Here is a 14327-nt window from a genome sequence, read left to right on the forward strand (position 1 = left end):
TCACGAACGAGGCCCGGGCCCCGCGCGCGACCCCGCAGCCACCGGGCCCCCACCGACTCCCGCCCATCCCGCCGCCGGCCGGCCCACCCGCCGTCCGACCGCACCCCGAACTCGTCGCGATCGGCGGGCGGCTGCTCGCCCGCCGATCGTGACGACCACCCCGTTGGAGGACACCATGAGCACCGCCTCGCACGACCCGAACGACGCCGTCACCTCGACGACCGACCGGACGACGAGCTTCCGCAACAACGCGGCGGCCAAGGCCGGCAACGGCGCCCGCGCAAGCAAGGGCGCCGCCCGCGACGCCGTCGACGCCCAGCACGAGCGGTTCGGCGGCATCAAGTGGGGCGCGGCCTTCTTCGGCTGGCTGTCCGCCAACGGCCTGGCCGTCCTGCTGATCGCGATCATCTCCGCCGCCGGCGTGGCCATCGGCCTCACCAACGGCGTTCCCTCCGCCGAGGAGGCCACCTCCAACGCCAGCGGCATCGGCATCGGCGGCGGCATCGCGCTGCTGGTCGTGCTGTTCCTCGCCTACCTCGCCGGCGGCTACGTCGCCGGCCGGATGTCCCGCTTCGACGGCCTGCGTCAGGGCGTCGCGGTGTGGCTGATCGGCCTGCTCGTGGTCGTCGTCCTGGCGATCGTCGGTGCCGTGGCCGGCGCCAAGTACAACGTCCTCTCGCAGCTGAACCTCCCCCGCATCCCCGTCGACGAGGGCACCGCGACCACCGCCGGGATCATCGCCCTGGTCGCCGTCCTGGTCGTCACGCTGGTCGGCGCCGTCCTCGGCGGCAAGCTCGGCGAGCGCTTCCACCGCAAGGTCGACCGGGCCGGCTTCGCCGCCTGATCACCCCACGGACCTGCACCGTCGTCGTCGACCAGGGGGAAGGTCGACGGCGGCGGTGCAGCCGTGTGCGCCCCCGTCCCGCTTGCTCCCTCCGGGACGGGCGGGACAGCCGTGTCCGGTGGGGCCGTTGAGGTCAGGGGCCCGGCGTCCCGAGCGTGTTGCGCCGACGACGGCGGGCCACGTCCCGCACCGTCGGTGCATGGGCTTCACCTACCGCACGGCCCGCGCCGTGGTCATGGTCGGGTCGCTGAGTGATCCCGCCGGACAGACCGCCCGGCTCATCGGCCCCGCGCACGCCACGCTGGGCAGCGGCCCCCGCGGCCGCCGTGCCCTCTGCGGCGCCTACGTCGCCCGCGACGAGGAGGTCGCCTGGCCGCCGCAGCCCGACGTGAGCGACGTCCTCTGCGATCACTGCAGCACCCTCGCGCGGCTCTGACCGGGCCGACCGCCCCTCCCCGGACCACCAACCGCCCGCCGCTCCGGCCCGGATCCGTCCACCTCACGCGACACGCCCGCCACATCCGTCCCACCAGATCGCCGGTCGAGAGGGGAACGTTCCGTCCGACCGGGTAGACAGAACGCATGGGGAACGTCGCGGACCGTCAGCCGAGCACCGAGGGCCAGGTGCCCCCGTCGTCGGCGACCGTCGGCCTGGAGCTCACGGTCACCCCCGCGCTCACCGCCGCCCTCGCCGCCAGCGGCGCCCCGGTGGTTCCCCGGCTGGAGCTGACCAGCGCCACGACCGTCCTCGGCGCCACCCTCCGGCTGGCCGTGCAGGACGCCGAGGGTCCGATCGGCAGCCCCGCCGAACAGCAGGTCGACCTGCTGGCCGGCGTGACCACCGTGGTCGAGGACGTCGCGCTGACCCTGGACCCGGCGGTGATGCTCGCGGTCACCGCCCCCTCGCTGGCCTGGGTCCGCGTCCAGCTGGTGGCCGGCGGCCTGCTGCTGGCCGAGCGCCGCGTCCCGGTGCACGTGCTCCCCGCCGCGCAGTGGGCGCCCACTCCCCTGCCGCTGGCCCTGTCGCTGCTGGCCGCGCACGTGCAGCCCGAGGACCCGGCGGTCACCGCGCTGCTCGCCGAGGCCGCCCAGCTGCTGCAGGAGGGCACCGACAGCCCGAGCATGCCCGGCTACGCCGAGGGCCCCGAGCGGGTCGACGAGGTGGTCGAGGCGATCACCTGGGCGATGCGCCGCCGCAGCATCCGGGCCGAGGAGCCGCCGGTGGGCCGGGTCGACGCCGGTCAGCACGTGCGCACCCCCGGCGAGGTCCTCGACGGCCAGGCGGGCACCGGCCTGGACACGGTCGTGACGCTGGCGGCCGCCTGCGAGCGGGCCGGCCTGCGGCCCCTGCTGTGGGTCGTGGAGGGGCACGCGTTCCTCGGCTACTGGCGCGAGGACCGCAGCGCCGAGCACGCGGCCACCGACGACGTCACCGCGCTGGTGGCCGAGGTCGACGCGGGGGCGGTCGGCCTGGTCGAGACCCGGCTGCTCACCGACCGCGGCAACACCCGTGCCGACCTGCACGGGCCGGCCTACCGGGCCTGGCTGACCGGTGACCGGGCCCGCGTCCTCGGCGTCACCGACGTCACCCGGGCCCGGGAGGAGGGCGTGCTGCCGCTGCCCTCACCGGTCCGGACGCCCGAGGTGGACCCCGCACCGGCACCCGAGCCCGCGCCCGAGCCGGTCGAGCCGGCCGCCGAGGTCGTCCCCGAGCCCCCCGTCGCCCCGGCCGCACCGCCCCCGCCGCCCCGCGTCCAGCAGTGGAAGGCCGCGCTGCTGGACCTCAGCGTGCGCAACCGGCTGATCAACCACACCGAGCGGGCCGGCATCCCGCTCACCGTCCCCGGCGACGTCCTGCCCGTGCTCGAGGACCTGGTGGCCACCGGGTCCACCCTCACCCTGCTGCCCGGTGACCAGCTCACCGACGACGACCGCGAGCGCGGCCTCCGCTCCGCCGCCGAGCTGCCCACCGAGACGCTGGCCCGGCTGCTCACCCGCGAGCGGGCGGTGCACGTCGACGTCCCGCGGGCGGCCTACCTGCCGCGGCTGCGGGCCCTGGCCCACCGCGCGCGCACCGGGCTCGAGGAGACCGGCGCCAACCACCTGCACCTGGCGCTGGGCAGCCTGCACTGGGAGGCCGACGGCCGCCCGCTGCGCTCCCCGCTGCTGCTCGTCCCGGTCGAGCTGAGCACCCCCACGGCAGGTGGAGCGCACCGGCTCACCCTGGACGAGTCCGGTGCGGCGACCGCCAACCCGAGCCTGCTGGAGAAGCTCGCCCAGGTGCACGGGCTGTCCGTGCCGGGCCTGGCGCCCGGCGACGGCCGCGGCCTGGACCTGGCCACCGTGCTCGCGGCGATGCGGCAGGCGCTCACGGACGCCGGGCTGCCCTGGCGGGTGGCGGCCACCGCGGACCTGGCCGTCCTGCCGTCCGCGACGTCCCGGATGTGGCACGACCTGGACCGGCACTGGCCGCAACTGGCCACCGGCCCGGTGGTGGCGCACCTGGTCGACCGTCCCGACACCCCCTTCGCCGACCCGGCGCCCGACACCGCCGGCGCGGTCGACCTCGACGCGCTGGCCGCCCGCTGCCCGCTGCCGGCCGACGCCTCGCAGCTGCGCGCGGTGGCCGAGGGCCTGGCCGGTCGCACGTTCGTGCTCGAGGGCGCGCCCGGCACCGGCAAGTCCCAGACCATCGCCAACCTGCTCACCCGGGCCGTCGCCGACGGCAAGCGGGTGCTGTTCGTCGCCGAGAAGCGCGCCGCCCTGGACGTCGTGGCCCGCCGGCTGGACGCGGTGGGCATGGGGCCCTTTGCCCTCGACCTGCACGACAAGGGCAGCCGGCCGGCCGTCGTCCGCGCGCAGGTGCGCACCGCGCTGGAGCACGCCGTCTCCGTCGACGAGGCCGGGCTGGCCGGCGACGCCGAGGAGCTGCGGTCGGCCACCCGCGCCCTGGAGCACTACGCCGAGCTGCTGCACGCGCCCAACCCCGCCGGGACGTCGTTGTACTCGGCGCACGCCGACGCGCTCGCCGCCGACGCCGCCACCCCGCCGCTGCCGGTCACCGCCTCCTTCGCCGCCCGGGCCGACGCCGACGTGGTCACCGCGGTGCGCCGCGCGCTGGCGCTGCTGCCCGACATCGCCGGGCTGGCCCGCCCGTCCGCCACGCACGCCTGGGGCTTCATCGACACCATCGAGCTGGACATCACCGCCGTCCAGCAGGCGGCCGCCGCCGTCGACGCCGCGGTCCGCGAGCTGCCCGGTGAGGGCGGGCCGGCCGGCGCGGTGCGCGCGGCAGGCACCGCGGAGGACCTCGACACCCTGGTCCACCTGCTCACCGGCCCCCGGCTCGGGCTCGACGTCCTGGACGAGGTGCGCTCGGCCCGCTGGGCAGCGGCCACCGACGACGTCCTCGCCCGGATCGCCGCCCTGGTCGCCGCACCGCACCCGGCGTGGGAGGTGGTCACCCCCGAGGCGCTGGCGCTGCCGCTGGCCGAGCTGCGCGAGCAGGCCGGCGCCGCCGCCGACACCGGCTGGCTGGCCCGGCGCGGCAAGCTGGCCTCGGTGCGCGACCAGCTGGCCCCGGTGCTGCAGCCCGGCGCCGCGCTGCGCCCCGCCGACGTCGCCGACCTGCTCGCCGAGCTGCACCAGGTGCAGGGCGCCGTGCACGCGCTCGCTGCCCGCGCCGCCGGCATCCCCGGCCTGCAGGTGCCGGTCGGCTGGAACCCGTTCCTGGACTCCGGGCGCTTCCTCGTCGACGCCGAGGTGCGCTGGCTGCGGCGGGCGGCCGCGGCCGTCGGCGGCGACACCCGGCTGGCCCGCGCGCTGCGCCGCGCACTGGCCGGCGGCCCGGTCGCCGACGCCTCCGCCGCCGGGCCGGTGGCCAGGCTGCGCGACGCCGTCACGCACCTGCTGGCGGTCTGCTCCAGCACCCCGGCGCTGCTGGCCTCCTGGACCGGCGAGGAGGGCCTGGTGCTGCGCTGGGCCATGACCCGCCCCGAGCGGGGCGTGGAGTACGTGCACCCGCTGTCGCTGCGGCGCTGGGTCAGCCTGCTCGACACCCTGGAGCCGCTGCGGCTGGCCGGGCTCACCCAGGCGCGGCTGCTCCTGCGGCACGGGCTGGTGCGGGCCGAGGACGCCGTGACCGCCTTCGACCGCGGTCTCGCCGAGGCCTCGGTGGCCGAGCGGCGCGCGGCGACGGGGCTGGACGAGTTCGAGGCCGGCCGGCACGAGCAGACCATCGACCGGTTCGCCACCGCCTCGCGCGCCGTCCGGTCGCACCTGGCCGCCGCGGTGCCCGCCGGGCTGCTGGCCGCCCGCCCGGTCGACCCCGCCTCCGGCGAGGGCCCGGTCGCCGCGCTGCGGCGGGAGCTGGCCGAGCAGCGCCGCGGCCTGGGCGTGCGCGGCCTGCTCGCCGCCCACGGCGAGCTGATCACCACGCTGATGCCGTGCGTGCTGGCCAGCCCGGACACCGTGGCCCGCTTCCTGCCGGCCGCGCCCGACCTGTTCGACCTCGTCGTGTTCGACGAGGCGTCGCAGATCCGGGTCGCCGACGCCGTCGGCGCACTGGGCCGGGCGCGGGCCGCCGTCGTCGTCGGCGACAGCCGCCAGCTGCCGCCCAGCTCCATCGCCGACGGCACCGGCGCGGACACCGAGGCCGGCGAGCCCGACGAGGAGAGCGTCCTGTCGGCCTGCGTGCGGGCCGGGGTGCCGCGGCGGTACCTGTCCTGGCACTACCGCAGCCAGGACGAGACGCTGATCGCCTTCAGCAACGCCCAGTACTACGACGGGCGGCTGTCCACCTTCCCCGCCCCCGGTCACGGCCGGGCGTCCGCGGTCGCCGGTGGCCGCGGGATCTCCCTGGTGCGGGTGCCCGGCACGTTCCTGCGCTCGGGCCCGGGCCTGCGCACCAACCCGGTCGAGGCCCGGGCGGTCGTCGACGAGGTGCTGCACCGGTTCGCCCTCGCCGTCCCGCCGGTGCCCTCGATCGGCCTGCCGGTCGTGCCCTCGATCGGCGTGGTCACCTTCAACGCCGCGCAGCGGGCACTGATCGAGGAGCTGCTGCGCGACTCCGGCGACGAGCGCGTCGTGGGCGCGCTGGACCGCACCGACGGCGAGGGCCTGTTCGTCAAGAACCTGGAGAACGTCCAGGGCGACGAGCGCGACGTCGTGCTGTTCTCCACCGGCTTCAGCCCCGACGCCGCCGGCCGGCTGCCGCTGAACTTCGGCCCGCTCAACCGCCGCGGCGGTGAGCGCCGGCTCAACGTCGCGGTCACCCGCGCCCGGCGCCAGGTCGTGGTGTTCAACTCCTTCACCCCCGAGCAGCTGCGCGCCGAGGAGACCTCCTCGCTGGGCGTGAAGCACCTGCGCGCCTACCTCGACCTGGCCGCGCACGGCACCGACGTGCTGCCGGGCTCCGCGCACCGGCTGGTCGTGGAGGACCGGCACCGCGACGACGTCGCCGCCGAGCTGCGCGCCCGCGGCCTGGCCGTGCGCACCGACGTCGGGCTCTCGGACTTCCGCATCGACCTCACCGTCGCCCCGGCCTCGGCGCCGGACTCCCCCGTGCTCGCGGTGCTGCTCGACGGCCCGCAGTGGGCCCGGCGCGAGACCGTCGGCGACCGGGACGGCCTGCCGGTCGAGGTGCTCGGTGAGCTGATGGGCTGGCCGGCCGTCGAACGCGTCTGGCTGCCCACCTGGCTCGCCGACCGGGAGGCCGTGCTCGACCGGCTCTCCGACGCGGTCGCCGCCGCCACCCCGCGCGAGCCCGACCCGGAGCCCGAGGTCGAGCCCGTCGTCGAGGTCGGGCCCGCGGCCGAGGTGGTGGGCGGGGAGCCGGACACCGGAGCCGTCGCCCCCGAGCCCGATCCGGTGACCGACCGGACGGACGGGCAGCCGACCGCGCCGGCGCCGGAGGTGCGCCCGGCGCACGTCCTGCCCCGGGTCACGCCGGCCACCGTCGAGGACGGGCCCTGGGACGGCTCGCTCGCCGACGTCATCCAGCTGCACCGCCCCACCGCCGTCCCGGAGCCCACGCCCGTCCCCGAGCCCGTCCCCGAGCCCACCGTCGAGCCCGAGTTGGCCGTCGAGCCCGAGCCCACCGTCGAGCCTGAGCCCACCGTCGAGCCCGAGCCGGCCGTCGAGTCCGTCCCCGCGCTCGAGCCGGCCGTCGAGCCCGTTCCCGAGCCCGAGCCGGCCGCCGTGCCCGAGGCCGTCGCCGAACCGACCGACGTCGCCGCCGAGGCGGCCGACGTCGCCGTCGTCGTCGATCCCGCACCCGAGACGCAGCCCGCCGTCGCCCGCCCCCCGGCCGCAGCACGGCCGCGGGCCCGCACCGGCTCGCGCGCCGCGCGGCCGGCGCCGCTGGACGAGGAGCAGCCGTTCATCGCCTGGACGCCGAAGCCGGCCGGTGACAAGCGGCAGCTGGACCGCCTCGGCGATCCGACCGTGGCCCGGCTGGTGCGCCGGGTGCTCACCGCCGGGCTCAAGGCGGAGGGGCCGGTGCACCGTGACCGGCTCACCCGGATCACCGCGCACGCGTTCGGCCTGACCCGGGTCACCGATGCCCGGCGGGACGCGCTGCTGGCGCTGCTGCCGGCCGGCGTCCAGGACGGCGACTTCCTGTGGCCGGCCGGCGTCGACCGGTCGGACTGGGCGTGGTTCCGCCGGCAGTCGATCAGCGCCGAGCGCCCGCTGGAGCACGTCGCACCGCGCGAGATCGGCAACGCGATGGTGGCGTTGTGCCGGGCGAACGCCGGGCTCCCCCGGGACGAGCTGTTCTCGCGCACCGCCATCGTCTTCGGGCACCGCCGCCGCACCGCGGGGCTGCTGCCGCTGCTGGACGCGGCGCTCGAGCTGACCCTGGCCGAGGGCCGGCTGATCGAGCGGCCGGACGGCGTTCTCACGGCCTGAGCGCCCGCAGGCGCACCCGTCCGGAACGCAGGACCGTGGGCGACACCGCCGGCGGCGTGCCCGGCCCGAGCCCGGATCGGGGATGATCAGCCGCGATGAGCAGTGCACCCCCGCGCGACGACCACGCCCGTACCGCGGCCGCGGTGGCCGCCGCCCTCGCCGCCCTCGGTGGCGCCGAGGACGAGCAGCAGGTCCTCGAGGTGGTGGCCGGCCGGCTCGCCCCGCTGCTGGGTGCGCGCACCGCCGGGCTCGTCCTGCGCCAGCCCGACGGCACGTCGGTCCGGGCGCTGACCCTCGACCCGACCTCGTCGCCCCCGGCGACGCGGTCGACCCTGCTGGGCACCGACGACGGCGGGCCGGCCGTGCGTGCGGCGGTCACCGGCCGCTCCGCCTCCGCACCGGGCGAGGTCGCGGTGCCCCTGGTCCTCGCCGGCTCGGTGCTCGGCTCCCTGGTGCTCACCGGCGACGGACAGCACCGGCCGGACCCCGGCGACGAGCTGCTGACCGCGGTCGCCGCGGTCACCGCGCAGGTGCTGGTCCGGGTCGCCGACCGGGTGTCCGTGGAGTCCGCCGACGCCCGGGCCGCGGTGTCGACGCAGCGGCTGGCCCTGGTCGACGCCGTCAGCGACCTGTTCGCCCGGCACCACGACCCGGCGCGCCAGGACGACGTCGTCCGCGGGCTGGCCCGGCTGGTCGTCCCCGGGCTGGCCGACTGGTGCACCCTCACGCTCGCCCCGGTCGGACGGGTGCGGCGCACGGTCGGCTGGGCCCACTCCGACCCGGAGCTGGAGGACACGCTCGCCCGGTACGCGCAGGTCCAGGCGGCGGCGATGAGCGAGAACGCCGCGGTGGCCGTGGCGCTGCGCACCGGCGAGGAGGTGCACACCCGGATGCCCCCCGTGCAGGACTGGGTGGGCCCGGCGCCGGCGCAGCAGATGCTCCGCACCCTGGCCCCCGAGCAGGTCGCAGTCCTGCCGCTGGGCACCGGTGGGCGCCCGCTCGGGGCGATGGCGCTGATCCGCACCGGTGGCCGACCGGCCCTGTCGGCCGACGAGCTGCGCACGGCCCAGGAGGTGGCCCGCCGGGCCGGGCTGGCGCTGGACAACCTCCGGCTGCGCGACCGGGCGGCCCTGCTCGGCGAGGTGTCCGACCGGCTGGCCAGCACGATGGACGCCGAGCAGGCCGTCGCCCGGCTGGCCCGCCTCGTCGTGCCCACGCTGGCCGACTTCTGCATCGTCACGCTGGTGCAGGACGACGCCGAGCCAGGCACCCCGCGGTCGCTGCGCGACATCGGCTCCTGGCACGTCGAGCCGGCACAGCGGGCCACCCTGGAGCGGTACCTGGAGCTGCGGCTGCGCTCCGCGCGGCCCGGTGCGTACGTGCTGGAGGCGGCGGCCTCGACCGGGCCGGTGCCGATCCCGCCGCACGCGGCCGACGCGATCCGCTCCGTGCTGGTTCCGGGTGAGGCGGCCGACCTGATCGGCGAGCTCGACCCGGCCCACGGGCTGGTCCTGCCGCTGCGCGCCCGCGGCCGCGTCGTGGGGCTGCTGACCCTCTTCGCCGGCCGGGGCCGCGGCCCGCTGACCGACGACGACCTGGCCGCGGCCACCGAGGTCGCGGCCCGTGCCGCCCTCGCGCTGGACAACGCCCGGCTGTACCGCCAGCAGCGCGACCTCGCCGCCACGCTGCAGCACAGCCTGCTGAGCGCCCCCGCCCGCCCGGCCGGGCTGGAGGTCGCCGTCCGCTACCTCCCGGCGGCCGCCCAGGCGGAGGTGGGTGGCGACTGGTACGACGCCTTCGTCGTCCCCGGAGGTGCCCTGGTCCTCGTGGTGGGTGACGTGGCCGGCCACGACGGGGACGCCGCCGCGCAGATGGCCCAGCTGCGCAACGTGCTGCGCGGGGTGGCCCAGACGCTGGCCGAACCTCCGGCGGCCGTGCTGGGTGAGCTCGACCGCGCCCTGGACCGGCTCGGGGTGGCGACGATGGCGACCGCGGTGCTGTGCCGGCTGGAGCCGGAGGTGGACGACGCCGGTCGCCGGGTGCTGCGCTGGTCCAACGCCGGGCACCCGGCCCCCCTGGTCATCGACCCCGACGGCACGGTGCGGCTGCTGGAGCGGGACCCGGACCTGCTCCTCGGCGTCCTGCCCTCGACCGGCCGCAGCGACCACGCCACCGTGCTGGCGCCGGGCTCGACGGTGGTGCTCTACACCGACGGGCTGGTCGAGCGTCGCCGGGAGACCCTCGACGACGGCACGGCGCGGCTGGTCGAGCTCGCGCCGCAGCTGCACGGCCGCTCCGCCGAGGAGGTCTGCGACGTGCTGGTGGAGCGCCTGGCGGTCGGCGCGCAGGACGACGTCGCCGTGCTCGTGCTGCGCTGCTGACCTCCCGCCGGAGGCGTGCCGCGGGTCACCCGGGGCCGCGTTCTACCGTCGGGGCATGGCCATCCCCACCACGAACCGGGCCGTCGTCGCCACCGCGAGCGGCCCCGTCGACGTCCTGACCGACACCGAGCTCGACGTCCCCACCCCCGGCCCGCTCGACCTGCTGGTCGAGGTGCGCGCCGTCTCCGTCAACCCGGTCGACGTGAAGCTGCGCGGCGGCGCCCTCCCCGGCGGCGACGGTCCGCAGGTCCTCGGCTACGACGCGGCCGGCGTCGTCCTGGCGGTCGGTGACCAGGTGAGCGCCTACGCCGTCGGCGACGAGGTCTACTACGCCGGCTCGATCTCCCGGCCCGGGTCGAACCAGCAGTTCCAGCTGGTCGACGAGAAGGTCGCCGGGCGCAAGCCGGCCTCGCTGGACTTCGCCGAGGCAGCCGCCCTCCCGCTGACCACGATCACCGCCTGGGAGACGCTGTTCGAGCGCTGGCGGCTGGGCGCCGACAGCACCGGCACGCTGCTCGTCATGGGCGCCGCCGGTGGCGTCGGCTCGATCATGGTGCAGCTGGCCCGCCAGCTCACCGGGCTGACGGTCATCGCCGCGGTCGGCCGCCCCGAGTCGCGCGAGTGGGTGCGCGAGCTGGGCGCCCACCACGTCGTCGACCGCACCGACCTGCTCGCCGAGGTGACGGCGATCGTGCCGCGCGGCGTCGACTTCGTGCTCAGCCCGTTCTCCGCCGGCATGGTCGAGACCTACACGCAGGTGATGGCGCTGGGCGGCTCGGTGGTCGCGATCGACGAGCCCGAGGGCGTCGACACGCTGCCGCTGAAGTGGAAGAGCCAGGGCTGGCACTGGGAGTTCATGTTCAGCCGGGTCATCCACGACCCGGAGAGCACCGCCCACCGCGAGCTGCTCGACGAGGTCTCCCGGCTGGTCGACGCGGGCACGCTGCGCAGCACGCTGGGCACCCGGCTGTCGCCGATCGACGCGGCGACCCTGCAGGAGGCGCACCGCCTGCTCGAGTCCTCCGCCACCATCGGCAAGGTCGTCCTCGCCGCCGGCTGACCGGTCCCCCGCGCCCGTGCGCTGCCCGCGAGGGGCAGCGCACGGGCGTCACCGGGGTGTCAGCGGCGGCCGGTGGTGCCGTTCCCGCCCTTGTTGCGCATCGAGGCGATGGCGCTCTTGATCTTCGCCTGGTTCTGCGGCTTGCGGGCCTCGTCGATGGCCTTCTTGGCCAGGGCGCCCTTGGTGATCGCGCTGAACAGTCCCACGGTGTGCTCCTCCGGTAGACGGGCGCGGGCTCGAGACCCGCACCCGTCACCGGTCAGTGCCCCCGCGGGCCGGGCACGAACCGGAGGCGGTCAGGACGACGGGGTCAGCCCGCGCACCCGCTCGATGAGCTCGCTCTTGCAGACGGCCATGAACCCGTCGGGGTCCGGCCCGGTGTTCTGCAGGACGATGTGGTCGAAGCCCGCGTCGACGTAGGGCTGCGCCTGCTGGACGTGCACGTCCAGGTCCGGTCCCACGGAGAACTGGCCGCGGATGTCGTCGCCGTTGACCGTGCTGCTGGCGGCGTCGAAGTTCACCGGGTTGGGCAGCTCGCTCATCACCGGCCAGCCGGTCAGCGCCCAGCGGCTGGTCTTCAGCGCGGCCTCGACGGCGGCGTCCTCGGTGGGGGCCCAGCTCATCGGCACCTCGGCGTACTTCGGGCCGGTGCCGCCGTGCTCGGCGAAGGCGTCGACCAGCTCCTTCCTCGGCTCGGTGGCGAACAGCCCGCTGCCGTGCTCCGCAGCCAGCTTGGAGGCACCGGGCCCGCCACTGGCGACGGCGATCACCGGCAGCTGGTCGGGGAGGTCCCAGATCCGGGCGTCCTCCAGCGTCAGGTACTTGCCCTCGTAGGACTGGTAGCCGCCCTGCCAGAGCAGGTTGATGATCTCCAGGGCCTCGCGGAGCATGTGGTGCCGGATGCGCACGGCCGGCCAGGCGGCCCCGACGACGTGCTCGTTGAGCCGCTCACCGGAGCCGATGCCCAGGGTGAAGCGGTTGTCCGACAGGATCTGCGTGGTCGCTGCGGCCTGGGCGATGACCGCCGGGTGGTACCGGATGATCGGCGCGGTCACCCCGGTGGCCAGGCCGATCCGCGAGGTCTGCGCGGCCATCGCCCCGAGCATCGTCCAGGTGAAGCCGCTGTGCCCCTGCTCCTCCAGCCACGGGTGGAAGTGGTCGGACAGCTCGATGAAGTCGAAGCCGGCCTCCTCGGCGGCGACCGCCTGCGCGACGACCTCCTTGGGCCCGAATGCCTCGGTGGCGATCTTGTAGCCGACCTGCATGGTGCGTCCCCTCGTCGATCCGGTGCGTCCCGCAGCCGGTGCCCGGGCGGCCGCACGGGGAAACAGGACCGGCCGGCTCAGCGGGCCAGCGCCGCCAGCAGCCGGTCGAGGAACGGCGCCTGGCCCTTCACCAGCTTCTCCCGCGCCTGCTCGACCGGCAGCCACGCCGACCGGTCGATCTCGGGGTACTCCTGGACGCGCCCCGACCGCGGCGGCCACTCGACCGAGAAGGTGTTGCTGCGGGTCGCGGCGGCGTCCAGGTCGCCCTGCAGGGCCCAGATCGTGACCAGCTTGCTGCTGGAGGTGCGCAGCTCACCCAGCGGGAGCAGCTCCCCCGCCGGTGCCGGTGACCCCATTTCCTCGGCGAACTCGCGCCGGGCGACGTCCACCAGCTCCTCCCCCGGCATCGACTCGCCCTTCGGGATCGACCAGGCGCCGGCGTCCCGGCGGGCCCAGAACGGACCGCCCATGTGCCCGATGAGCACCTCGAGGACGCCGTCGGTGTACCGGTACAGCAGGATCCCGGCGCTCTTCCTGGCTGGCATCCCGCCAGCGTGCCAGAGCGGTCGCCGCGGTAAAGCAGGTGCGGTCCGAACCGCAGCCGCGTTGACTGCACCGGCCGCGCGGCGCCAGCACCGACCGGCCACCGACGACGTCCGCACGTCGTCGGCGGCCGGTCAGGACCGAGAGAGAGAAAGGACCATGGAGAAGATCAACGGACGCCTGCTCAACTGGGCGTCCATCCTCGAGCCCACCACCCGGGAGCAGGCGGTGCGCACCGCGGCGATGCCGTTCGTGTACCCGCACCTGGCGCTCATGCCCGACGCCCACCTGGGCAAGGGCGCGACCGTCGGCTCGGTCATCCCGACCGAGGGCGCGATCATCCCGGCCGCGGTAGGGGTCGACATCGGCTGCGGGATGATGGCCGTGCGCACGCAGTTCAGCGCCGACGACCTCGCCGGCCGCCCGCTCGACGTGCTGCACGGGCAGATCTCCCGCTCGATCCCGCTGTCGGCGGGAGGCCGGAACTCCCACGTCCGGGCCACCGCTGCGGCACGGGTCGAGGAGCTCCGCGCGATGGCCGGCGTCGAGCAGGCCGACCAGGCGGTGGGCCACTGGCCGCAGCAGCTGGGCTCGCTCGGCTCGGGCAACCACTTCATCGAGGTGTCGCTGGACGAGGCCGACCGGGTCTGGCTCTTCCTGCACTCCGGCTCGCGGGGCGTGGGCAACAAGCTGGCCCAGCGGCACATCACGCGGGCTCAGGAGCTGTGCCGCCAGCGGTTCATCCGCCTGGCCGACCCGGACCTGGCCTACCTCGTGGAGGGCGACCCGGAGTTCGACGCCTACATCGAGGCGCTGCGCTGGGCACAGCGGTTCGCCTTCCTCAACCGCGAGGAGATGATGGACCGGGTGGCCGAGCAGGTCGGCCGGTTCCTGCACGCCGACGTCGAGCGGCTCGAGACCGTGAACTGCCACCACAACTACACCGAGCGGGAGCGGCACCTCGGCCGCGAGGTGTGGCTGACCCGCAAGGGCGCGATCTCCGCCCAGCGCGGCCAGCTGGGGCTCATCCCCGGCTCGATGGGCACGGCGTCCTACGTCGTGGCCGGCCTGGGCAGTGTCCCGGCGCTGATGTCGGCGCCGCACGGCGCGGGCCGCAACCACTCGCGGAACGCGGCCCGGCGGCTGTTCACCCGGTCCGACCTCGACGCCCGGATGACCGGGATCGCGTGGGGCCACTCCGACGCGTTCCTCGACGAGCACCCCGACGCCTACAAGCCGATCGACCAGGTCATGGCCGACGCGGCGGACCTCGTGGAGGTCCGGCACACCCTGCGCCAGGTCGTGAACGTCAAGGGCGACTGAAC

9 protein-coding genes are annotated in these 14327 nt (G+C 76.2%); 6 read left to right on the forward strand and 3 right to left on the reverse strand.

Annotated elements, in window-relative coordinates; all coding sequences use genetic code 11:
* Nucleotides 1–175 precede the first annotated feature (175 nt).
* The 5 genes from KUM42_RS03740 (at nt 176) to KUM42_RS03760 (ending at nt 11194) form a co-directional block, all read left to right on the forward strand.
* Entirely contained in the window at nt 176–844 is a 669-nt protein-coding gene (locus KUM42_RS03740; RefSeq protein WP_237495051.1) for a hypothetical protein, read from the forward strand.
* A gap of 199 nt (nt 845–1043) precedes the next feature.
* Nucleotides 1044–1280: a hypothetical protein gene (locus tag KUM42_RS03745; RefSeq protein ID WP_237495054.1), complete on the forward strand. Its 237-nt coding sequence runs from the start codon at nt 1044–1046 to the stop codon at nt 1278–1280.
* A 146-nt stretch (nt 1281–1426) separates the two neighbouring features.
* Complete coding sequence (locus KUM42_RS03750) at nt 1427–7753, forward strand: DUF4011 domain-containing protein (RefSeq protein ID WP_237495055.1); 6327 nt, start codon at nt 1427–1429, stop codon at nt 7751–7753.
* Between the two features lie 95 nt (nt 7754–7848).
* Nucleotides 7849–10134, forward strand: coding sequence for a GAF domain-containing SpoIIE family protein phosphatase (locus tag KUM42_RS03755; protein WP_237495057.1), 2286 nt, complete (start codon nt 7849–7851; stop codon nt 10132–10134).
* Nucleotides 10135–10189: 55 nt separating this feature from the next.
* Complete coding sequence (locus KUM42_RS03760) at nt 10190–11194, forward strand: zinc-binding alcohol dehydrogenase family protein (protein ID WP_237495058.1); 1005 nt, start codon at nt 10190–10192, stop codon at nt 11192–11194.
* Nucleotides 11195–11253: 59 nt separating this feature from the next.
* Here the strand turns inward: KUM42_RS03760 and KUM42_RS03765 are convergent, their stop codons facing one another.
* The 3 genes from KUM42_RS03765 to KUM42_RS03775 all read right to left on the reverse strand — a co-directional run bounded on the left by KUM42_RS03765 (nt 11254) and on the right by KUM42_RS03775 (nt 13004).
* On the reverse strand, nt 11254–11400 hold the full coding sequence (locus tag KUM42_RS03765; RefSeq protein ID WP_237495060.1) for a hypothetical protein: 147 nt from the start codon (nt 11398–11400) through the stop codon (nt 11254–11256).
* A gap of 90 nt (nt 11401–11490) precedes the next feature.
* Entirely contained in the window at nt 11491–12459 is a 969-nt protein-coding gene (locus KUM42_RS03770) for a TIGR03557 family F420-dependent LLM class oxidoreductase (RefSeq protein WP_237495062.1), read from the reverse strand.
* Nucleotides 12460–12536: 77 nt separating this feature from the next.
* Nucleotides 12537–13004 carry an NUDIX domain-containing protein gene (locus tag KUM42_RS03775; protein ID WP_237495063.1) on the reverse strand — a complete coding sequence of 156 codons (468 nt, stop codon included), beginning with the start codon at nt 13002–13004 and terminating at the stop codon, nt 12537–12539.
* Nucleotides 13005–13161: 157 nt separating this feature from the next.
* Between KUM42_RS03775 and KUM42_RS03780 the strand changes: the two genes are divergently transcribed.
* The gene (locus tag KUM42_RS03780; RefSeq protein WP_237495065.1) at nt 13162–14325 is read left to right on the forward strand and encodes an RtcB family protein; all 1164 of its coding nucleotides are present in this window, start codon (nt 13162–13164) and stop codon (nt 14323–14325) included.
* Nucleotides 14326–14327 lie beyond the last annotated feature (2 nt).

It is taken from the genome of Modestobacter sp. L9-4, from assembly GCF_019112525.1.
Classification (GTDB): Bacteria; Actinomycetota; Actinomycetes; order Mycobacteriales; family Geodermatophilaceae; genus Modestobacter.